Origin of the sequence: Marivivens niveibacter (genome assembly GCF_002150005.2) — a bacterium.
Lineage (GTDB): Bacteria > Pseudomonadota > Alphaproteobacteria > Rhodobacterales > Rhodobacteraceae > Marivivens > Marivivens niveibacter.
In genome coordinates this window covers 383,262-405,157 of sequence record NZ_MSPP01000002.1, presented here as the reverse complement: position 1 = coordinate 405,157, position 21,896 = coordinate 383,262, and the positions used below count along the sequence as shown (strand labels likewise).

The 21,896-nt window shown below is 54.1% G+C and carries 22 protein-coding genes and 1 tRNA gene; 9 read left to right on the top strand and 14 right to left on the bottom strand.

Translation table 11 applies throughout. The features are described from left to right. Window position 1: 1 nt before the first annotated feature. Entirely contained in the window at window positions 2–781 is a 780-nt protein-coding gene (locus BVC71_RS07880) for a hypothetical protein (RefSeq protein WP_086451082.1), read from the bottom strand. 60 nt (window positions 782–841) lie between these two features. After that, window positions 842–1,105 carry a hypothetical protein gene (locus BVC71_RS07875; RefSeq protein ID WP_086451081.1) on the bottom strand — a complete coding sequence of 88 codons (264 nt, stop codon included), beginning with the start codon at window positions 1,103–1,105 and terminating at the stop codon, window positions 842–844. A gap of 150 nt (window positions 1,106–1,255) precedes the next feature. Here BVC71_RS07875 and BVC71_RS07870 point away from each other — a divergent pair, with 150 nt between their 5' ends. Then, complete coding sequence (locus tag BVC71_RS07870) at window positions 1,256–1,867, top strand: TetR family transcriptional regulator C-terminal domain-containing protein (RefSeq protein WP_086451080.1); 612 nt, start codon at window positions 1,256–1,258, stop codon at window positions 1,865–1,867. Here BVC71_RS07870 and BVC71_RS07865 read toward each other — a convergent pair. Genes BVC71_RS07865 through BVC71_RS07850 form a run of 4 tightly spaced genes read right to left on the bottom strand, consistent with a single transcriptional unit; the run spans window position 1,841 to window position 5,953 of the window. After that, entirely contained in the window at window positions 1,841–2,500 is a 660-nt protein-coding gene (locus BVC71_RS07865; protein ID WP_086451079.1) for an ATP-binding cassette domain-containing protein, read from the bottom strand. The genes BVC71_RS07870 and BVC71_RS07865 overlap by 27 nt on opposite strands. Then, window positions 2,493–4,136 carry an ABC transporter permease gene (locus tag BVC71_RS07860; RefSeq protein WP_086451078.1) on the bottom strand — a complete coding sequence of 548 codons (1,644 nt, stop codon included), beginning with the start codon at window positions 4,134–4,136 and terminating at the stop codon, window positions 2,493–2,495. Before BVC71_RS07860 ends, BVC71_RS07865 begins: the two co-directional genes overlap by 8 nt. 3 nt (window positions 4,137–4,139) lie before the next feature. Continuing rightward, window positions 4,140–5,333, bottom strand: coding sequence for an ABC transporter substrate-binding protein (locus tag BVC71_RS07855; protein ID WP_086451283.1), 1,194 nt, complete (start codon window positions 5,331–5,333; stop codon window positions 4,140–4,142). Between the two features lie 11 nt (window positions 5,334–5,344). Then, window positions 5,345–5,953, bottom strand: coding sequence for a CDP-alcohol phosphatidyltransferase family protein (locus BVC71_RS07850; RefSeq protein WP_086451077.1), 609 nt, complete (start codon window positions 5,951–5,953; stop codon window positions 5,345–5,347). A gap of 172 nt (window positions 5,954–6,125) precedes the next feature. On the opposite strand from BVC71_RS07850, the gene BVC71_RS07845 reads away from it, so the two are divergent. The 7 genes from BVC71_RS07845 to BVC71_RS07815 are packed head-to-tail and all read left to right on the top strand — an operon-like array spanning window position 6,126 to window position 12,174. Continuing rightward, window positions 6,126–6,599 (top strand): hypothetical protein, encoded by a 474-nt coding sequence (locus tag BVC71_RS07845; RefSeq protein ID WP_086451076.1) that lies wholly within the window; start codon window positions 6,126–6,128, stop codon window positions 6,597–6,599. 10 nt (window positions 6,600–6,609) lie between these two features. Then, a complete protein-coding gene (locus BVC71_RS07840; RefSeq protein ID WP_086451075.1) occupies window positions 6,610–7,872 on the top strand; it encodes an imelysin family protein in 1,263 nt (420 codons plus the stop codon). A gap of 12 nt (window positions 7,873–7,884) precedes the next feature. After that, a complete protein-coding gene (locus BVC71_RS07835) occupies window positions 7,885–8,151 on the top strand; it encodes a (2Fe-2S)-binding protein (RefSeq protein WP_086451074.1) in 267 nt (88 codons plus the stop codon). Beyond that, window positions 8,126–8,611, top strand: a complete 486-nt coding sequence (gene bfr / locus BVC71_RS07830; protein WP_086451073.1) for a bacterioferritin — start codon at window positions 8,126–8,128, stop codon at window positions 8,609–8,611. The genes BVC71_RS07835 and bfr overlap by 26 nt, the downstream gene beginning before the upstream one ends. Then, window positions 8,583–10,130 (top strand): di-heme oxidoreductase family protein, encoded by a 1,548-nt coding sequence (locus BVC71_RS07825; RefSeq protein ID WP_086451072.1) that lies wholly within the window; start codon window positions 8,583–8,585, stop codon window positions 10,128–10,130. The genes bfr and BVC71_RS07825 overlap by 29 nt, the downstream gene beginning before the upstream one ends. Beyond that, window positions 10,127–11,110, top strand: coding sequence for an imelysin family protein (locus BVC71_RS07820; protein ID WP_086451071.1), 984 nt, complete (start codon window positions 10,127–10,129; stop codon window positions 11,108–11,110). Before BVC71_RS07825 ends, BVC71_RS07820 begins: the two co-directional genes overlap by 4 nt. Then, window positions 11,110–12,174, top strand: coding sequence for a DUF1513 domain-containing protein (locus BVC71_RS07815; protein ID WP_086451070.1), 1,065 nt, complete (start codon window positions 11,110–11,112; stop codon window positions 12,172–12,174). Before BVC71_RS07820 ends, BVC71_RS07815 begins: the two co-directional genes overlap by 1 nt. Before the next feature lie 3 nt (window positions 12,175–12,177). Here the strand turns inward: BVC71_RS07815 and cydX are convergent, their stop codons facing one another. The 5 genes from cydX to BVC71_RS07790 all read right to left on the bottom strand — a co-directional run bounded on the left by cydX (window position 12,178) and on the right by BVC71_RS07790 (window position 18,405). Beyond that, a complete protein-coding gene (cydX, locus tag BVC71_RS07810) occupies window positions 12,178–12,294 on the bottom strand; it encodes a cytochrome bd-I oxidase subunit CydX (RefSeq protein WP_086451069.1) in 117 nt (38 codons plus the stop codon). Between the two features lie 15 nt (window positions 12,295–12,309). Then, window positions 12,310–13,473, bottom strand: coding sequence for a cytochrome d ubiquinol oxidase subunit II (cydB, locus tag BVC71_RS07805; protein ID WP_086451068.1), 1,164 nt, complete (start codon window positions 13,471–13,473; stop codon window positions 12,310–12,312). 5 nt (window positions 13,474–13,478) lie between these two features. Then, window positions 13,479–15,083 (bottom strand): cytochrome ubiquinol oxidase subunit I, encoded by a 1,605-nt coding sequence (locus BVC71_RS07800; RefSeq protein WP_086451067.1) that lies wholly within the window; start codon window positions 15,081–15,083, stop codon window positions 13,479–13,481. Between the two features lie 101 nt (window positions 15,084–15,184). Further along, window positions 15,185–16,771, bottom strand: a complete 1,587-nt coding sequence (locus tag BVC71_RS07795) for an amino acid ABC transporter ATP-binding/permease protein (protein ID WP_086451066.1) — start codon at window positions 16,769–16,771, stop codon at window positions 15,185–15,187. Beyond that, complete coding sequence (locus BVC71_RS07790; RefSeq protein ID WP_240516812.1) at window positions 16,768–18,405, bottom strand: ABC transporter ATP-binding protein/permease; 1,638 nt, start codon at window positions 18,403–18,405, stop codon at window positions 16,768–16,770. The genes BVC71_RS07795 and BVC71_RS07790 overlap by 4 nt, the downstream gene beginning before the upstream one ends. Window positions 18,406–18,526: 121 nt before the next feature. On the opposite strand from BVC71_RS07790, the gene BVC71_RS07785 reads away from it, so the two are divergent. Further along, on the top strand, window positions 18,527–18,994 hold the full coding sequence (locus BVC71_RS07785) for an RrF2 family transcriptional regulator (RefSeq protein ID WP_086451065.1): 468 nt from the start codon (window positions 18,527–18,529) through the stop codon (window positions 18,992–18,994). A gap of 12 nt (window positions 18,995–19,006) precedes the next feature. On the opposite strand, the gene BVC71_RS07780 is transcribed toward BVC71_RS07785, so the two are convergent. From BVC71_RS07780 to BVC71_RS07770, 3 genes are all read right to left on the bottom strand, one after another. Further along, window positions 19,007–19,082 (bottom strand) — tRNA-Thr (locus tag BVC71_RS07780). 42 nt (window positions 19,083–19,124) lie between these two features. After that, entirely contained in the window at window positions 19,125–20,576 is a 1,452-nt protein-coding gene (locus BVC71_RS07775) for a heme biosynthesis protein HemY (RefSeq protein ID WP_086451282.1), read from the bottom strand. 11 nt (window positions 20,577–20,587) lie between these two features. Next, window positions 20,588–21,835 carry a COG4223 family protein gene (locus BVC71_RS07770; RefSeq protein ID WP_086451064.1) on the bottom strand — a complete coding sequence of 416 codons (1,248 nt, stop codon included), beginning with the start codon at window positions 21,833–21,835 and terminating at the stop codon, window positions 20,588–20,590. Window positions 21,836–21,896: the final 61 nt, after the last annotated feature.

Sequence of the window (21,896 nt, the reverse complement as noted above, 5' to 3'; positions counted from 1 at the left end):
CCTATTTCTTTCTGCGGATGGGTTTAACTAATGTGTCAGGTCTGACCTCTTCGGCGCGTTCGAATAGGCTAAAGGTCTGGTTCACATATGACACAGCGCCAGAAACAAAATCGACGTAATCGGTCAATTCTGGGGTCACTTCGGCCTCTGTCAGAACGAAACTACGATCTGGCGATATCGTTTCGAACTGCACATAAAACAACGGATCGCCGCGATTGATTTTCAGCGGCTTGGACGTGTCGTGCCATTCGAATGCCCACATCAACGGCCGGGGCCAAGTATGAATGGGGAAACGACCACCAAAGATGGTGCCAGGCCATGGGTCTTTTTGATAATCCATAAATGGGGCCAGCTGCGTTGCATAAACGGGTTCATCCGCGATCAACACATAAGGCAAAGACAACTGAACCGTCGGAACGTTTGGATGACGCCATTCCCGTTCATTCGCTATGTGCAATACTTGACCTAGTTTGTTCGCGCGCACCGGTGACATATCACCATTTAGGTTCTTCAGCCCAGGTTTGCCGTCCTTGTCGCGAATAAATTGCAGGTTCAGATCAAATGGCGCACGAAATACGAAATAGCGGCTTTCCATATTGATCACAGCCGGACAGCGCGACGCAGATTTCGCGTGTTCGCGATTTTTTTCCGCTCCGCGATAACGTTCCGGCGGGAAATAGATCACACCATTTTTTTGCGAATTGAGGAACCAACCGACGGTCACTGGCCCTTTGTTCTCGGGCAGACCGGGGGCGTTTTCAAACCTGATCGACAAATCCATTTTGGCTTCTCCTGCGGGTATGCACCACTCAATGCGATTGTTGCGATGATGTCAAAACAGCTATTCAACTGTTGGCGCGCAAACAGGTTCACCGTTTCGATCGATCAAAGGAAACCCAGACCGCGGATCGGTGGTTTCGATTTCAAACGCGTAACAGCCATTGTCTGCCGAGAATACGATCGCTGGGTCTACACCCTCAGGTAATGCCGCAACCACCTCTGGCGGGTAGATCGGGTTTCCATCAGCATCCAACGGAAAATCACCCATCGTACAGGCAGAAAGCCCAACAAAAACAGCAGCCAATAAATAGAAAGCTCTGGTCATTAACACTCGTCCCAATATATTCCGCAGATCAGATAAACCCTGAATAGATGTTTCATCCAAGGGAAAACCGCTGTTGATCCTCCCCCTGATTGGGCTTTACCTTGGGGCAGTGATCAAAATGCCCCGACCTAGTCGCCAAAGAGCTGAATTATGACCGAAAAACCTACTCGCACCCGAATTCAGGAACGCAACCGGACCGCGATCCTGAATGCCGCATTAGAAGTGTTTTCGCAGTTCGGTTTTCGCGGGTCGACCTTGGACCAAATCGCCGAACAGTCCGGTTTGTCCAAACCAAACCTGCTGTATTATTTCCCATCCAAAGAAGCGATCCATGTCGAGCTGCTAGAAGGTCTTTTGGACACTTGGTTGGACCCGCTAAAGGAAATGAACCCAGACGGCGATCCCGTCGAAGAGATTTTGGACTATGTTCACCGCAAATTGGAAATGGCACGTGAATTCCCTCGGGAAAGTCGCCTGTTTGCGAATGAAATCATCCAAGGTGCGCCGCGCATCATGCCCGATCTGGTCGAAGGCCTGAAACCGTTGGTCGACGATAAGACCAAAGTCATCCAAAAATGGATCGATGATGGAAAGATCGCCAAACTAGACCCCTATCACCTGATTTTTTCGATCTGGGCGACAACGCAGCACTATGCTGATTTCGACGTGCAAGTACGTACCGTTCTGGGCGGCGTTGATGATCCATTCCCGGGTGCGGATGCCTATTTGGACCAACTATTCCGCAAGATTCTGGCGGTCTGATCCCACATTAATCACTGGGCCACCTGCCGCATCTGCGTCTTGTTTATCATGAGTGACCATCAAGACGGGAATGTTGCGTTCTTTGGCATGACCAAACACCAACTGCCGCATTCGGTCGCGCAGATCACTATCTAACCGCGAAAACGGCTCGTCCAACAACAATGCGCGCGGGTCCGATAGCAGCGTCCGCATCAGCGACACCCGTGCCTTTTGACCACCCGATAGCGTTGCAGGGTCGGCGCGTTCAAAGTCAGACAGTCCAATCTGGGCCAAGGCATGACGCACCTGATCACAACGCTGCGCCGCTGTTCCGCCCTGCCGCAAACCAAAAGCCAGATTTTGCGAAACTGTCATGTGTGGGAACAGCAGTTCATCCTGAAAAAGAATGCCGATTTGACGTTTTTCAGGCGGAACAGAGCCTAAATTGACGCCATCTAGTATGATGTCACCTTTCGCCGAAAATACCGGATCCAATGTTCCGCCAATCAACGACAACAGCGTAGATTTGCCCACACCCGACGGGCCCATAATCGTGGCAATCGTCCCCGCTGGGACATTCAGATCAACGGTCATTAGCGTATCGTCGCCTTTGGAAACACGGATATCGCGTAGCTCCAACATTCCATCACGCATGGCGGAGTCCTTTTCTGTTGCGCCACAGTGCATAAGGCAAAACAGCCGCGATAAGTAATGGCCCCACAGCTGCGATTGCCTGCAATAATGCGTAGGACGCAATCACACGCCGGTCCCCGCCGCTGGCCAAGGCGACCGCATCAGTCGTAATCGTTGCGACACGTCCCCCACCGATCAAAAGTGTCGGCAAATACTGCGCAACAGATACCGCAAAGCCGACTGCAAACGCCGATATGATAGGGGCGATTAGAATTGGCAACCTCACACGCCAGAGTATGACCCAATAGGATCGCCCCAAAGCTGCCGCCACCCTGTCGTATCGTCTGTCATAGCCGTCATATGCCCCCTGCAACGTCAGTAAGACATAGGGCATGACAAAAACGAAATGTACGAACATGACCGCAGCCATGCCTGATCGCACACCAATATGGATCATAAAGACCTGCAACCCCAAGAGAAACGCCACCTGCGGCACAATCAAAGGCACAAACAACAGATAGGGCGCGACGCGTTTACCGGACTCAAGCACGGCGATCGCGCACAATGTGCTAACACCTGCAACGCATATTCCGATGACAGCCGCATTCGACAATGCCGACGTTAGCCCACCAGCTTCTTGGTCCCAAACGCGGGTCGTCAATCCGTCGGGCATCAGGTTTGGGAACGACCAAAACCCAGCAAACGACCACAACAGCAAAATCCCTAAAAAGCACACGAAAAGGACTGGAAAGTAACGTACAAATCGCCCGACGCGTAAACTGGCGGCCCCCAATCGCGGAATCCGATAGCCCATTTTGGCAGATCGCAAGATTAACTGCTTTGCGACTGTTTCGATGAGCAACCAAATCGCAAAAACGGCCAAAACCAATAACAGCTGAACAATCGCGCCTGCTGCTGCCACCATACGCACATTCAAATCGGGTGACGCCATCCATTTCACGATTTGAACAGACAATGTTGGGGGCGTTGTCGGGCCCAAGATGATCGCCATATCAACAACGGTCATTGAATAAGCCAGCACCAGAAACACCGGCATCCTGATCGCACGATATAATGGGATAGCAACGGCGTATATCCACGCTGCCATTTGGCCGTATCCCAAAGCCTTGCACGCTTTGATCCGTTGAAAAGCAGCTAACGGTGGCAGAGCGGCCAACGCCATGAACAGGAGAAAGGGGATTTCTTTGACAACCAGCCCCAGGATCAGCGACAGCCCCCAGGGATCGCCTATGATCGCAACGTCTGGCGGGCGCGACCAGCCGACAAGCTGCGCGATCAATCGTGACACAATGCCAGTTGGGTCGATCAAAAAAACGATGGCAAAGCCTACCGCTGCATGGGGTAACGCCAACATGGGGCCCAAATATAACCGAAGCCGTTTTTGACCATTCCCCGTAAGCGCGGCGAGGAGAAAGAAACTGACAATAATCGACAGGGCGGTTGCAGCAAGACCCGTAAAGACAGACAGCCGCGCAGCTGGGCCGAACCCCTGCCACGCGATAACGTCGCGAAATGCCTCAAGTCCCCAATCGACCCGCCCAATTGCGGGAAAATATCCAATCGCGGGCAACGCTACCCCGATCAGGCCAGCGATCACCGGCCCGATCAAGGCGACAATAACGACAGCCCGCATCATGGATTAACGAACGCCAAACCGATCTTGCCAATCCTCTGCGATACGCGTCATCCAGCTGGGGTGCGGCTCATCCTGAACCGTGCCAAGTTCAGCTGGCGATAATGTTGCAACGCCCAAATCCAATGCACCGAACGCTTCGGCGTCCTCATCAGACAATTTCGCCATATCCAGTACGGTGCCGTAGCCCAGCACATTGGGGTCTTGCGCTCTGATCTGGGCTTCTGGTGATAATAGGAAATTTGCAACGACCATCGCGCCTTCGGTTGCATCAGAATTGTACGGGATCGCAACAAATGACGCGTTACCGATTGTGCCTTTATCCAGAACAAAGGTACGCACTGTGTCTGGCAACTGGCTGTTCGCAATCGCGGTGGATGCTTCGCCAGGACTGAAAGAAATTGCTAGATCAACCGCGTTATCGGCGATCAATTGCAGCTGCGCAGGACCAGTCTGCGGATAGATTTCCCCACCGCGCCACAGGTTCGGCGTTAGCGCCTCTAACCACGTCCATAGCGGCAAGGTCACTTCGTCATACAATTCTTCGGTCACGGGTTGCGCGAGAACGGCAGGATCATCGATCAGATCAACCAAAGCCTGCTTTAGGAATGTTGTCCCCAGAAAATCGGGCGGTTGCGGGTATGTAAAACGTCCAGGGTGCGCGACAGCCCAATCCAGCAATTCCTGCATTGATCCCACAGGCTCCATGTCGGCAGTGTCATACATAAATACAACCTGAGCCATGGCCCACGGGCTTTCGTAGCCTTCGGTGGGAACCGTGAAATCGGTTTCCACGGTTTTGCCGTCAATATCGACGTAGGCCCAGTTCGGCAAATCTGTCGCGAAAGGCCCGAACAAAAGGTCCGCATCTTTCATCGCGGCAAAGTTGCTGCCGTTAATCCAGATCATATCAATTGCGCCGCCAGTGTCTTGCCCTGTCTGTTTTTCTGATAAAACGCGGGAAACTGCATCGGCGGTGTCGGATAGTTTCACATGTTCTAACGTCACGCCATAATCTTCGGCGACGCGCTGACCAACCCATTCGATAAATGCGTTCGTTGACGTGGATCCACCCCAAGCATTCCAATAGACTGTTTGGCCGTTTGCGGTCTGTGCAATAGCATCCCAATCAGCGGGATCAGTTTCAGCAAACGCAATTGTCGGCGCCATGAACACCGCACCAAATGTCGAAAGCTTCATTAGTTTTCCTTTCATTTATCGAATGCCTGTCGCGCGCCCCAAACGCGCAATATCGCTGTAAGGAAACACAAGGTCCCAAACACCCATGCCATGCCAGCAAACGCAGCGGGAAACAGACACAGCAGGATAAAGAACACGATCGTTTCCGTGCCCTCTAGCAGTCCGTTAGAATAATACAGTGATTTGACGCCCTGAGCAGAGGTTTCCATATCAAACCGTTCCGCAAGGATTGAATAGCCCAGAAAGCTCGCCCCGTTTGTATAAAATGACGCCAGCAGAAATGCGCCTGCTGCGCCGTTCAGCGCAGGGTCATACAAAACAAAAGCCAACGGCACAGCACCATACAGCAGGAAATCACAGGTGATATCCAGATAACCGCCAAAATCGGTTTTGCAGCTATGACGCGCCACAGCCCCATCCAGACCGTCTAACAAACGGCCTAACAGGATAAACATCAATCCCGTCGCAAAATGGCCAAAGGCCACACAGACCGCGCCGATCAGGCCCAGCGCCAGCCCAGCAATCGTCACGGCATTCGCCGCAATTCCCAGCCGAGCCATACGCGCACCTAGCACGTTAAGAGGTGGGTCGATTAATCGTCTCGCAACACGATCGAGCATGGTTATTCCTTTTGAGTTGCCGATTAGTGGCTGAACTTCCGGTGCTTCGCAATTGTGCTGACGCGTTTTTGACCCGTTGACACAATTAAGATTTACCAAAGTAAAATTGTCGGAATTGACATTGCCGACAAAATTAGTCAGAAAACCCGCAACCTGACTCGAAGAGGCGATTATGTCCGACCTGTCGAATACACCCCATACGCCCCGTGGCGGCGCTCCCGTTGGCAAAATGGCCGACCTAGATCCGGTCGAGGCGGCCGCCGTGCTGTATTTTCGTATGTGGTGCGACGGTGCAAATGGTGCTGATCGCCTGCGCATGGATTTCTTGTCGACCCTGGGCATTGACCAAGGCGAAGCCGCTTTAGGCGCATTTAACGAACTATGCCAAAGCTGCACCACTTATGGCCGCCGCCCTTTAATGCGTCATTCATTGACCTGCAGCTGCCTTGGCGCTGATGAATCTTGTTTTGCAAATCTGGTTGCGCTTGCTGGCGAAGGTGCCCGCGAAGACGCAGCATTGATTGCATCCCTTATTGTGCGGGCTGATTTGGCCCTGCCCATGGCTGACCTGGCACAACAGGTCGGCATCGCATTCCGGCGGATGATGATGTCCGCTGATCTGAATACCCCTCCTACGCTGCATTGAAAGGGACAACATGTACCGTACACTTTTGGCCACCTCGGCTGTTTTGGCAATTTCAGCGACCGCATCGGTCGCAGCTGACAACGCTGCCGTTCTGGACACCTATGCGAACATCGCCGAAGCAGGCTATGCTGACAGCCTTGCAACCGCGAAAGTTTTGCAAGCTGCCGTAAACGAACTGGTCGCAAACCCATCCGAAGACACGCTGGCGGCTGCACGTTCGGCATGGCTGGACGCGCGCGTTCCTTACCAACAGACCGAAGTTTTCCGTTTCGGCAACGCGATTGTTGACGACTGGGAAGGCCTGGTAAACGCTTGGCCGCTGGACGAAGGCCTGATCGACTATGTGGATGCGTCCTATGGCGGCCCAACCGACGAAAACGAATTCGCAGCGCTGAACGTTATTGCGAACCCGACCTTTACCGTTGCAGGCGTTGATATCGACGCGACCAACATCACCCCCGAACTGATCGCCGACAGCCTGAACGAAGCTGACGGTATCGAAACCAACGTCGCACGTGGCTACCACGCGATTGAATTCCTGCTGTGGGGCCAAGATTTGAACGGCACCGACGCTGGCGCTGGCGACCGTCCATACACCGACTACGCAGATGGCGACGATTGCACCAACGGCAACTGTGACCGCCGCGGCGATTACCTAATCGCAGCAACCGATCTACTGGTATCCGATCTGGAATTCATCACCGCCGCTTGGGCCGCCGAAGGCGAAGCCCGCGCAGAGCTGACCGCTGACGAAAACGCAGGCATCATCGCGATCCTGACCGGTATGGGTTCGCTGTCCTACGGTGAACAGGCTGGTGAACGTATGCGTCTGGGCCTGATGCTCAATGACCCAGAAGAAGAGCACGATTGTTTTTCCGACAACACGCATAATTCGCACTACTACGACGGTCTGGGCGTTCAGAACGTATATCTGGGCTCCTACACCCGCGTAGACGGCACCGTTGTGTCTGGCCCGTCCCTGTCCGAACTGGTTGCAGCAGCGAACCCTGAATTGGACGCTGAACTGACTGCGAAACTGAACACTACCGTTGCTGCGCTGGGCGACATTGTTGAGGCCGCAGAAAACGGATTCTCGTACGATATGATGCTGGAACGCGGCAACGCCGAAGGCGAAGCACTGGTCATGGGCGCCGTAAACGGCCTGATCGACCAAACCCGCAGCATTGAAAAAGTTGTTGCAGCGCTAGGCCTGGACGCAATCGCGTTCGAAGGTTCGGACAGCTTGGACAACCCAGACGCTGTTTTCCAATAAGGAGTAATTACGATGATCGTCTGTAGCTGTCAGAATATTTCGGACCGCGACATCCATGCCGCCATCGACTGGATGCGTGCATCGGATGAACGGACGATCATCACTCCGGGAAAAGTATATCGCGCCTTAGGCAAAGCGGCAGATTGCGGAAATTGCATGTCGCTTTTCCTTTCCACAATGCGATCCAATGATAACCTAGGTGTACCCAGCCATCTACGCGGACTAAGATCCGCACCAGCACAGGAGCACAACAATGAAGGGCGACGCAAAAGTCGTTGAGTTTCTCAACACCGCACTTCGGTCCGAACTAACAGCCGTTAACCAGTATTGGCTGCATTACCGACTACAAGAAGACTGGGGGCTAGGAAAAATGGCCGCCAAAAGCCGCGAAGAAAGCATTGAAGAAATGCATCACGCGGACAAACTGATCGCACGCATTCTGTTCTTGGGTGGGCACCCAAATCTACAGAAATTGGATGCACTGCGTATCGGCGAAACACCCAAAGAAACGCTAGAGGCGGATTTGGCTGCGGAAAAAGAAGCCCGCGCTTTGTACGCTGAGGCACGCACGTACTGCCAAACCGTTGGCGATTATGTGTCGATGAAGTTGTTCGAGGAATTGCTGACCGACGAAGAAGGGCATATCGACTTTCTTGAGACTCAACTTGACCTACACGACCGATTGGGAGCCGAAGGGTATGCCCTGCTCAATGCGTCCACGATGGACCAAGCCGAATAAACTTGCGCTTTGCGTTGCCCTTACGGGCAGCGCAACTTTTGCTCAGACTGTCACATACGACGATCTGCAAGATATTCATCTAAATGTTATTCCACGCACCAGCGACGAAGCCGCGCGGATCGCGGCGGTCACTGCGCCGACCACAGATTTCTCAGCCCCAGAACGGTTCGAAGAAAATCCCGCTGGCGCCGCGACCGTACGCGCCCGCACCAATGCCGATGCCTTTTCGCAGCCGTCAGCGAACATCGGCTTCGAAGGCGAATTAGATTTCAAGGTCGGCAACGGGTTATTCCGCAAAATCTGGGTATCGTCGCCTTCGTCTACCTTGGCCTCCGATGGTTTAGGCCCGCTGTATAACGCGCGCGGCTGCCAAAACTGCCATATCAAAGATGGCCGTGGTCACACTCCAGAAGGCCCCGATGATAACGCCGTTTCCCTGTTCCTACGGATTTCGATCCCGGGCAGCTATGACGAACAGATCGAAGCCATCGAAGGGTTCCACCCAACGGCTGCCGATCCGAACTATGGGTTCCAGCTGCAAGATTTTGCAGTCGCGGGGCACAACGCTGAATACCGTCTGGATATCCAGTACGAAGACATCGAAATCGAACTAAGCGATGGGGAAACCGCGACCTTGCGCAGCCCAACCTATACGGCGGCTGATCTGGGATATGGCGACTTGCATCCCGACGCGATGCTGTCCCCCCGTATTGCGCCGCAAATGATCGGCCTTGGCCTGATCGAAGCGATCCCAGCTGCCGATATTCTGGCAAACGCTGATGAAAATGATGCGGATGGCGACGGCATTTCAGGCCGCCCAAATATCGTCTGGTCGACGGAATTCGACCAACCCATGCTGGGCCGTTTCGGGCTCAAGGCGGGTAATCCGACGATCAAACAACAGTCGGCGGATGCTTTTGCCGGTGATATCGGCATTTCCAGCCCTCTTAGCCCGAACCCTTGGGGCGAATGCACGGTGGGTCAGGCTGATTGCATCAACGCGCGCCACGGTAATGACGATGCCCAAGACGGGTTCGAGGTTGATGAGATCGGCCTAGATCTAGTCACTTTCTATTCACGCAACTTGGCCGTCCCTGCCCGCCGCGATCTGGACGACCCGCAAGTTTTGGCCGGCAAAGAGGTGTTCTATGACACCGGCTGCGCATCCTGCCACATGCCGAAATTCGTGACCTCGCGGCTAGAGGATCGCCCAGAACAGTCGTTCCAGTTGATCTGGCCCTATTCTGATTTTCTATTGCACGACATGGGCGAAGGATTGGCCGACCACCGCCCCGAAGCCCGCGCCACAGGCACCGAATGGCGCACCGCGCCCCTGTGGGGTATTGGCATGACCGAACAAGTCAGCGGCGCCGTTAATCTATTGCATGACGGCCGCGCCCGTTCGATCCTAGAGGCTGTCCTATGGCACGGCGGCGAAGCTGCGCCGCATCGTGACGCCGTTATCGACATGCCAAAAACCGACCGCGATGCTCTTATCGCATTTTTGGAGAGCCTATGATCCGCGCCACCCTATTCACCATCGCCTTCGCCACCCCTGCGGCAGCAAATGTTGATAGCTTGCTGAATGACTACATCCTGCCGTCGTGGGATACCTTTGCCGCATCCGCCGCGACTATGGCCGATGCAACGGCTGCTGATTGTTCGCCCGAAAACGTCGCACCCTATTACAACGATGCCTTTGATCATTGGTTGAACGTGCGGAACCTGAAATTAGGCCCCACAGAAAACGGCACGCTGAATATCGAATTTTGGCCTGATGATCGCGGGTTTATCCCCCGCACCTTGGCCGATTTGATCGCGGATCAGGACCCGATCGCCTACGATGCGGACGAATACGCGACGATGTCGATTGCTGCGCGCGGCCTGATGTCGATCGAAATGCTGGTGTTTGATGATCGTTTCAACGGATATGGCGCTGATGATTACACCTGCGACCTGCTGAAACAAATCACCGCCGATTTCAGCGCCGAGGTTGCCCGCCAATCGAACGGCTGGGCAAACGATTATGCGCCGATCATGTTGGGCGAAGGCGATGGCGTGAGTACGCCAGTGATCGACGAAGAGCACGCCTTTGCCACGTTCTATACCCAGATCGTGTCGGGGCTGGAAAACCTGACGATCCAGAATGTGAACCGCCCGCTAGGCACCTTTGATCGCCCCCGCGAAACCCGTGCGAATGCGTGGCGGTCAGATCGGGCGCTGCGCAATATCGTTTTATCGGCGGATGCGATGGTTGAACAAGCGCACCTGTTGATGGGCGCGGACCTGCCCGCCACAACCGCCGCGCTGGGCGAATTGCATAAAACAGCGGATCGGGTGACCGACCCCAGCTTTGCTAATATCGAAACCGATACCCAAGCCTGGCTGCTGCTGCAAATTATGGGACAAAACGTGGATGCCATCGGCGCGGGCGTCAGCAATGAAATCGGGCTGGTGATGGGAATCTCGGCTGGGTTTAACGCATCGGATGGTGACTGATGGCAAACCGCCGCCAATTTCTGACATCGCTCTTGGCGGCCTCTGCTGCGCCAACGATCAGCTGGGCGTCGGTCGGCAACCCGTCGTTTATCGCCGCAGCAAAGGTTGGTGACGATTACGCGCTGTGCGGCATCACGGATACGGGTCAAATCGCGTTTCAGGTGCCTCTACCCGCGCGCGGTCATGCCGGCGCAGGGCATCCCACGAAACCCATCGCCGTCGCCTTTGCCCGCCGTCCCGGTACCTTTGCGCTAGTGATCGACTGTCTGACGGGCGCTGTGATGCAGGACCTCACCGCGCCTACGGGACGCAGTTTTTCCGGCCACGGCATGTTTTTGGATGACGGCAATCTGCTTCTGACCACCGAACAAATCGCCGAAACGAGCGAAGGTTTTCTGGGCCTGTGGGACGCATCGGACAATTTCAAACGTATCGGCGCGATCCCGACCCATGGGTTGGGCCCGCATGACGTCAAACTGCTGGACGACGGTGCCACGCTGGTCGTGGCAAACGGCGGGATCCACACCGATGCCTTTGGCCGCACGAAACTGAACATCGAAACCATGCGCCCGAACTTGGCCTATCTGTCGATTGATGGCCTGCTGGACATGGTTGAACTGGACCCAGAGCTGTCGAAAAATTCGATCCGCCATTTGGCCGTACGCCCTGATGGATTGGTCGGCTTTGCGATGCAGTGGCAAGCAGACCCATCGTTTTTGCCCCCCATTCTGGGCCTGCACAAACGCGGTTCGGACGTCATTCTGGCCGAAGCGCCGCTGAACGAAGCCTTTGCGATGCAAGGCTATGCAGGCTCCATCGCGTTCAGCGGCGATGGCCACGAAATTGCGATTTCTTCGCCCAAGGGCGGGCGCCTCCACCGTTTTACTGATACAGGCGAATTCATTGGCGCCACCATGCAGACGGATGTTTGCGGTCTGGTGACACTGCCGCGTGGATACATGACCAGCGATGGGTACGGCCATATCGCTGCAATGGAAAACGGGGCGCTCCGCCATTTGGCAGAACACCCCGTCAATTGGGATAATCACATCATTGCGCTGTGATTATTACTGTTCGGCCTCTTCGGCGATACGCTGATCTTCGCGCAGCTCCAGCCACATTGCGTTCATCACCGCAAAAATAGCCGCCAGAGGAAGTCCAAGGATCCAAGCAAAATACCACATGGGATCTTTCCTTTCTTAGTACAGAGAATGGCTGTTTTCGTTGATGTCGTTTTCCGTGACCTTGCCCCACAGCACCTTATAAACCCACGCGGTGTAGGACAGGATGATCGGCATAAAGATCGCGGCGACAAACAGCATGATAAACAGCGTCAGATGCGACGAAGACGCGTCCCAAACCGTCAGCGACGAATTCGGATCGGTCGACGATGGCAGGATGAACGGGAACATCGTCAGGCCGACGCTGGCCACCATGCCAAGGATCGCCATTTTGGAAAACAGCAGGGTGATCACCTCTAGTTTCAGGCGTATCGACACCAGAACCAGTGCAACACCGGCAAAACCCATGATCGGCGCAATTGCGATCCACGGACGGTCGGCGTAGGACGTGATCCAGCTGCCGCCTTTGGCGATTTCAGACATCAGCGGGTTAGATGGGCCGTCCTTTACGGCCTCGTTCACGAAGGCATAACCATCAACGCCTGTCATCAGCCAAACACCAGCCAGCGCATAACCGACGCCTGCCACGATGGCTGCGATTGATCCATATTTACGGGCACGCACGACGATGTCGCCTTCGGATTTCAGGCCTAGCCACGCCGACCCGTGCATCACCAGCATCGCAACAGATACAACGCCGGTCAGCAGGGCAAATGGGTTCAGCAGACCAAAGAATTTGCCGAATGCGCCGCCTTCGTAGATCGACAGCAGTTCAGGCGTCAGGTGGAATGGCACACCTTGCAGCACGTTGCCCACAGCCACGCCGAAGATCAGCGCAGGTACGAAACCACCCGCAAACAGCGCCCAGTCCCATGTTGTACGCCAACGCACGTCATCGCGTTTGGACCGATATTTGAACGCAACAGGACGCACGATCAGCGCGGCCAGCACCACAAACATCGCCAGATAAAAGCCCGAGAAGCTAACCGCATATAACGGCGGCCAAGCGGCGAAAATCGCGCCGCCACCTAGGATGAACCAAACCTGGTTCCCTTCCCAAACGGGACCAACGGTGTTGATCACCATACGGCGTTCGGTGTCATTTTTCGCAACGAACGGCAGCAGCGCGCCAACGCCCATGTCAAACCCGTCCGTCAGGGCAAAGCCGATCAGCAAAACGCCCATAAGGCCCCACCAGATCATTCGCAGTTCAGCGAAACCGATCAATTCATGTAAAATCATAGCTCTTACTCCGCTGGTGCCAGTTCAGAGGCTGGCGTAGTGGCCAGTCGGTTGTTGTGTTTGGTCATCCACGCATCGGTGGTGTCGACGTCCATATACGGACCTTTGCGGATGTATTTGATCATCAGGCCCATCTCGACCACGAACAGAACCGTGTAGAAAATGATGAACCCAGCCAGTGTGAACAGAAGCTCACCAACCGATAGCGCACTGACCGACATCGCAGTTGGCAGAACGCCATCAACAGTCCACGGCTGACGCCCGAATTCAGACACGAACCATCCCATTTCGGCGGCGATCCAAGGCGCGGGGATCATGATCACTGCAGCCTGCAAAGCCAGTTTGGGGAACCGCATTCCGCGGAAGGACGACATGAAAAAGAAATACCCCATCAACGCGATAAAGCTAAAGCCAAGCCCGACCATGATACGGAACGACCAGAACAATGGCCAAACGGTTGGAACTGTATCGTTCGCGGCCATTTGAATTTGTTCTTCGGTCGCATCGCGCGGATCGTCCACATAGCGTTTCAGCAACATGGCAAACCCTAGATCGTCAGAATGCTGTTCAAATCGCAACTGATCGTCAGGCTGAATGTTGTTCAGGTCCGCGCGAATATCCATCAACGCGTCATAGGCCAAAATACCGGACCGAACGCGCTGTTCTGCGGTTTCAACCAACTGATCGATACCTGCGATTTCCGTATTCAGCGAACGAGTGCCAATCAGGCCCATGACCCACGGGATTTCAATAGCGTAATGGGTTTCACGCGCCTCTTGGTCCGGAATACCGACCAAAGTGAACGGTGCAGGCGCCTCGTGCGTTTCCCACATCGCTTCGATTGAGGCGAGTTTCATTTTCTGTGTGTGGCTGGCCGAATAACCCGATTCATCGCCCAGAACGACCACGGATAGGGCCGAGGCAAGACCGAACGACGCTGCAACCGCGATCGAACGGCGGGCCAATTCGATGTGACGACCCTTTAGCAGATACCATGCCGAAACGCCCAGAACGAACACCGCCGCAGTGACGTAGCCCGCGGAAACCGTGTGAACGAATTTGGCTTGGGCGACTTCGTTGAACAGCACCTCTTTGAACGATGTCATTTCCATGCGCATCGTCACAGGGTTGAATTCAGCGCCCACTGGGTTCTGCATCCAGCCATTCGCGATCAGGATCCACAACGCCGAAAAGTTCGACCCCAGCGCGACCAACCATGCGGTGACCAAATGGCCCACCTTTGACAGTTTATCCCAGCCGAAAAAGAACAGGCCGACGAATGTTGCCTCTAGGAAAAACGCCATCATGCCTTCGATGGCCAACGGAGCGCCAAAGATATCGCCGACGTAGTGGCTATAGTAGCTCCAGTTCATGCCGAACTGGAATTCCATGGTGATGCCTGTCGCCACCCCCAAAACAAAGTTGATGCCGAACAGCGTGCCCCAAAATTTGGTCATCTGACGCCAGATGGGGCGGTTGGTCATCACATAGACGGTTTCCATGATTGCCACGATGATCGACAGCCCCAAAGTAAGAGGCACGAACAAAAAGTGGTACATGGCGGTCAGCGCGAACTGTAACCGTGACAGTTCGACAATATCCAGTTCCATAGTATGGGCTCCTGAAAATACGGATTAATTCAACGACTACTTATCATGATTCTTTGATGTAACTTTGACATGTATCAAAAAGTCACATTTGTGATGTCGCATTACCCGATATGCAAAATGCGCGTAGCAAGGTCGATCTCAGCCTGACGATGCGCCGCGATGATAAAAATAGAATTCGGCAAAGCGGCTCTGATGTTTGCCAAAACTTGACGTGCTGTTGGGTCATCCAACCCTTCGGTTGGTTCATCCAGCAGCAGAATATCAGGATTGCGGACCAGAGCACGCGCCAAAGCAACACGGCGCAATTGACCACCTGACAGCCCTTCGCCTTTTGGGCCGATTTGAAAATCCAAACCACCACGGTCGCGGATGATGTCCGCCAACAACACCTTGTTCAGTATGGAATAAATCGCATCATCGTCGATGTCTGGGTCGATTAGTCGAAAATTGTCGCGCAAACTGCCAGACACCAGCGCCGACCGCTGCGGAAGCAATGTCAGGTGGTCACGTAACTGCCATTCTGGCCAATCACAGACGGGTCGATTTCCAATCCTTACATCACCATCCATAAGACCGGCAATTTGATGCAGCAGCGTAGATTTCCCAGCGCCGCTAGGGCCGGTCAAAACAATGGTATCGCCAGCCTTAGCAGGTTCGCCGAAACCAAAATCAACGTCAAAACTTGTCGTTTCGATCTGCATTTTTTCTGGTGCGACCGCTGATGTTCGGCTTGGTTCTACCCGTAACGCGGCCAAACGGACCCGGCCAAATTCAATCGCTGCACGGCGTAGTGGCGGTAAAACCTCTGACAATCCCAGCGCAGCAAAGACTGACAACGCGACCATAGGTATCGAAAGACCGCCACGTTCATACGATAGAACCCCGATCACCAGCGCACCCGCAATAATAATCTGCGTTGAAAGGCCAATAGCAGCCCCGATTACACGATCCATAAACGCGAGCCTATGGCGTTCAGCCAGAACCGTATCGATGCCCGCGTGCAATTTGGCAGTTTCATGATCGATGCGGCCGTAAACTGTTAGGTCTGATCGGCCACGGATAAGGTCAATTAAACCCGATCGAGTGACCTGCGAAAAGGTTTCAATGCGGACCGCTGAACGCGCACTTAACCGTGCGCCGACACCAAAGATGATCACGCCACATATGAAATAACTTAGCGTGATAAACAGGGAAATGCCCCAGCCGACCAACAGTCCCAACAGGATCGCCGCAAAAACCAATGTCGCTACGGCACCAACAATCGGGAAAACCAACCGAAGTGGGATCGTATCCAAGGCATCTACGTCAGCCACAATTTGGTTAGAGGCTTTGGAACTACGAAGCTGGATTTGCTCGCGAAAAGGCGCGCGCGCCATACCAGTTAGGATTTGCACCCGCACCATTGCCAAAAACCGCAAAGTCGCATCATGCGTAGATAGACGTTCGAAATACCGCGCTGCGGTGCGCCCCAATGCCAAGAAACGCACCCCCGCAGACGGGCGGAACACGTCAAAAACAGCGCCCAGTCCCGCTAGCCCCGCAACGGACGCCGCCGTGATGAACCAGCCGGACAATCCGATCAATGCTGCCCCCATAAGCAACACGACGAATGATAGAACTGCGCCGATGTAAACGGATGTGCCGTGGTCGCGCATCATTGCGCGCATGATGTTAAACATGGGTTTCATGCCGATACCTCGATCACTTGATCCATCCGTTCGGCCAATCGCGCATCATGCGTTGATACGATCAGCGCAACACCCTTTGACTTTAGGTTCAACAAGGCATTTGTAACTATTTCAGCCGTTTTAGGGTCTAAATCTGCCGTTGGTTCATCTGCAATAATCAGTTTAGGGTTCGCCAGAATAGCCCGACACAGAGTCAGTCGGCGCGCTTCTCCTCCTGACAAACCACCACCCGTTTCGCCAAGCTTTGTTTGTGCACCATTGGGCAATCGATCCACAACGTCTGCCATGTCTACGGATTTCAACGCCGGCCAGATATCCGCGCCCGTTCCAAAATCTAGATTGAACTGTAGCGTATCATCAAAAAAATGCGGCGCCTGCGGCATCCACCCAATTTCGTCACGCCACGCTGCTACTTTGTCGTCATCCAAAACCTGCCCATTCACATGTACGGCACCGTCCACAATTGGCACCAAACCCGCTAATGCATTGAGCGCCGTTGATTTACCGGCCCCCGACGGCCCAGTGATTGCGATACCTTGACCGGATTTAACTTCGAAATCAGGAATTTGGATACGCTGCTGCCCCACCTGCGCCACAGCCCCAATAGTTTTCACACCAAATGTTTCACCCAAAAACGCGCTTTGCCCTGCCCCAATGACCGGTGGTCGAACCTGATCAAACCATTTTTGCCAATCGTCAGCGACAGCGCTTGCCGCAGCCTTATCATGCCAAGCAGCGGATAGATCGCGCAATGATTGATAAAATTCCGGTGCAATCAGCAGAATCCAGATCACCGAAAAAGGTGTCAAACCACCCCATGATTGGCCAAAACCAATAGCGCCCAATAGCGAAAAACCCAAATAAATCGCCATAAGAGCGACACCAATCGCGGCAAAGAGTTCAAGCACCGTAGATGTCAAAAAGGCGATTTTCAGGACCGCCATCGTTCGGGTACGCAATCTGTCTGCTGCCTGAGTAAATCCTTTTACAAACCGCTCCGATGTATTCAGCAGCCGCATATCCAAAATCGCAGGCAGCCGATCAACGATCATGTCATTCATCGTGCCCATTTCGGCCATCTGGTTTTCACTGGCGTCTTTCGCAGCCCAACCAATCAAAGCCATGAAAACGGGAATGAGCGGCCCCGTAATCATGAAAATCAACGCAGCCACCCAGCTGTAGTATGCCGCGATGACGATAATAATTATGGGCACAATACGAACCCGCGCCATCGCCTGACGATAGCGGCCGACGTAGGGTACGATCATATCCAGCTTTTCGAAACTCAGCGCTGCCGTTGCCCCCGCCCCGATCTCAGCACTAAAAAACCGAGCTTCTTTTTCAACGATGATCCGACGGCATTGCGCAATAAGGCTATCACCTGCGGCGCTTGACCTCGCCTCTGACATCGCGGCGAATACCGTTCTAATGATGGCGAGCCCAACAAAACAGATGACCATGTAACCGATGTAGGGCCGATCACCTTGCAACAGTCGCGCTAAGACCAAAGCGATTATAGCCGTTTGCGGCAGCCAAATCAGATTAGCCAAAATCGCAAACCGCGATGCCGTCCGAATGTCAGCATCAATCGGACTAAGCAAGCTATCCAATGCGGTGTCGCGTAAATTGGCCAACGGATTTCCTCTATCTCACATCAAAAATACCGAAATTTCGGCTTTCATATGATCTGGATCAGTTACAGGACAGCGCAATTCGGGTGAATGTGGCAAAAATGCTGAGTGTAAAGGGAATAAAATGCGGCTTACCACGCGCACCAATCTTGCATTGCGGGTCTTGATGTTCTGCGGAACCAACCCCGATCAGATCACCCCTTCGCCTGTTATTGCGCAGGCCTGCAACGCATCGGCCAACCATCTGGCGCAAGTTGTTCACGCACTGAACCAATATGGGTTTATCGAAGCCAGCCGCGGACGCACTGGCGGCGTCAAACTGGCCCGTACAGCAAACGACATCAACATTGGCGACGTATTTCGGGCCTTCGAATCCGAAGTCCCCTTTACCGAATGCTTTTCGCCAGAAACGAACACCTGCCCTTTGGTGTCAGCGTGCCGTTTAAAATCTGCGATTGGGCGAGCGTTGGACGCGTTTTTTCGCGAACTGGACATGTTAACACTGGATGATCTGGTACGTGGCAACTGCGGCCTAACCGAACTATTCGCGGCCCCCCCAACAATATCCTGCCAAGGTCAAATTGCGGGCTGAATGTCTGGTAAATGGTGCCGGTGATAGGACTCGAACCTACGACCCCATCATTACGAATGACGTGCTCTACCAGCTGAGCTACACCGGCACTGGAGCGGCTATTAGCACTGCTAAGCCGCCCCGAAAAGTGTTATTTTTCGCTTTGAGCTTCCAAAACTTCTGGTGCGTCTGGGACGATTTCAACATCGTCCATTTCCGTCACTGGTTCAGGACCAACAATCAGCGGTAACATTTCAACACCAGCAGGCATGGTAACGTCGCCTTTGGGCGGGTTTTTCCAAGATAAGGTGTCAAAACCCGCGCAATGGCTGCAAACCGGCGCCCATTCTGCGTGAATGTGGTGACATTTGTCACAGATCCATTGCGGGCCTCGCGGTGCCACCAGTGCCTTTGCTAACCAGCCACGAACGACTTGATCGTCCGCACCGCTGCCACGTTCAATTGCCGCCATAAGCGTCAGAACGCGCGCTGTTGGGTCTTCTTCAACTAACGTACCCAACGCGCGTTTGGCTTCGGGGAAATCGCCGTTAGCTATGTGCAATTCTGACAAAAGCATCCGCGTTTCAGGATGATTTGGTTTCAGCTTAGTCAACGCACGGAACCGTTTCAGACGTTCAGCCGACGTTTCATCGGGCGCAATCGCAGCAAAGGCTGCCGCCAAATCTGGATGCGGCCCAACGCCCCACGCCTTGGTCAGTACCCGCGCAGCCAATTTTGGCTTACCGGCTTTGATGTGCGCCTTGGCTGCCATGACGGCAGCGGGGATCAGATCAGGCGACTGTTTATTGGCGGCAATCGCGGCTTCTTGCGTTTCGATACCGGTGCTTTCGTCTGTTAGTTCGGACAGTTCAGACAATGCTAAAACAGCATCACGGCGGCGATGTACGTCCTTGGGCAAATCGCCAGACTTCAACTTCGCAGCAAGCGTTTGACGCGCGCCTTTCCAATCCCCTTTTTCTGCCTGTAGTTTCAGCAGCGTATCTTGAGTGTCGGAATGTTTCGGCTTTAGCGCAAATGCTTTTTCAGCCAGTTTCATCGCCGTATCTGTATCACCATCCGACAATTTTTGGTGCATCAGCCCGCGAATGCCAACGAAACGGGTACGGTCATCTGAAACCAGTTTCTTATACGCTTGCTCCGCTTTGCGGCGATCGCCCGCGACCTCGGCGGCTTGCGCGGTCAAAAGGGTTGTTAGTTCAGGTTTATCCAACAGACGTTCTGCTTTGGCTGCTTTGGCCAATGCCAAATGCCCTTCACCAGAAGCTGCGGCCATCATGCCTTCGGACAGGGCTTGGTATCCCCGTTCAATGCGGTTGCGCGCGAAATAACGTGACACAGCGGTTTCATCGCCGTTCAGGAATTTCAAGAACGCAATTGTCAGACCAATAAGTTTGAACATCAACCAGGTCAGAACAATCAGACCTAGCAGTGCAAACACGACCTCTAGCGGGCCGAGACGCAGTTCGACGCCTGCGAATGTGATGAACATTTCGCCTTGCAGACGGCTAAGTTCTAACGCGCCATAGGTCAGCGCGGTCACGCCAAGGACAAAGGCCAGAATCTTAAGTAGGGACCAGAGCATCATGGCGTGCCTCACTGATTAAGGTTAACAGAAAGATCGTTTGCAGCCGAAACCGCATCGACGCGCGCTTTGGCAGCCTCCGTCCAAGTGGACAAAGCGTCTTGCGCGACTTGAGGGAGCGTTTCGATTTCCGCAATCGCATCCGCCAAACGGCCATCGCGGACCGCGGCACCGACACGGGACAAAATCGCATCCGCATCATCGCCTTCGCGCGGTTCGACCGAACGGACGTTGAACAAATTGCCCAAAAATCCGCCAACGGCACCGGTTTCGCCAGCAACACCTTCGCGGCGGGCTGTTGCCAATGCGTCCCGAGCTGCAGGAGCGAATTGATCTTGCAGGGCAGCTAGCGTTTCAACGCCGCTGGCAGCGACATCCGAAATGGCCTGAGGGACGGAGCCCGCGATATCTTGCAAATCGGCCAGCGCGTCAGAAAACGGCGTTCCAGCCTCTAGCGCGGTTTGCACCCGTGACAACGCAACGCGGCTTGCGGCTGTTTCCTCTGCTTCGCGGGCTGCGGCCTCTTCGGCTGCGGCTGCATCACGAACAGATTGCAATTGTCCTGCGGCTGCATCTGCAATTTCTTGGATACGGGCCTGCTGGGTCGCAAGTTCAGCGCGCAATTCTGAAGTTTGTGCCGCAACCGCATCAATAATCGTCGAAACCGTTTCACCTTCGCCAACGGGCAGGGCTTCGATCTGGGCAACCCGCGCTTCAAAGTTGTTAACTTTGTCGGTCAATATCGCAAACTGGCCAGTAATATCGCGTTCGATTGCATCCAATCGGCCGCCAACAGCAGCATCAACCATGGTTTCAGGATCAAATTCAGCAAAGATAGACCGTAAATCCGAAATGCCCGTTTTGATGTCCTGAATCTCGCTGGTTTGCGCGGCTTCGGTCTCTGCGTTTAGCTGCGGCAGCGTCAGATATGCAGCGCCGTAGCCCAAACCGCCCGCAATCAACCCGCCCAAAATAGCAGGGAAAAATCCACCGCGTCGTTTTTCAACGATCACTGGAGCGGCGACAGGTTCGGGAGGTGCAGACGTAACTTCTGGCTCTTCCTCTACAGTGTCCTGATCAGCCTCTGGCGCGGCATCGTCGACCTCTGCATCTACTGCGTCTGGTTCATTTTCAGACGTGTCGTCCGCGTCGGTATCACCTGCGGTTTCTGAAATAATTTCTGCGTCTTCAATTTTTTCGTCGTCTTCGACTGATGCTTCAGTCTGGTCTTCGACCTTTTTGTTTTTATCGTCTTCCAATGTCGAATCCTCGCGAACGAATACTACTTAGGCGCAACCTAATGGCTGCATAATATGGTCT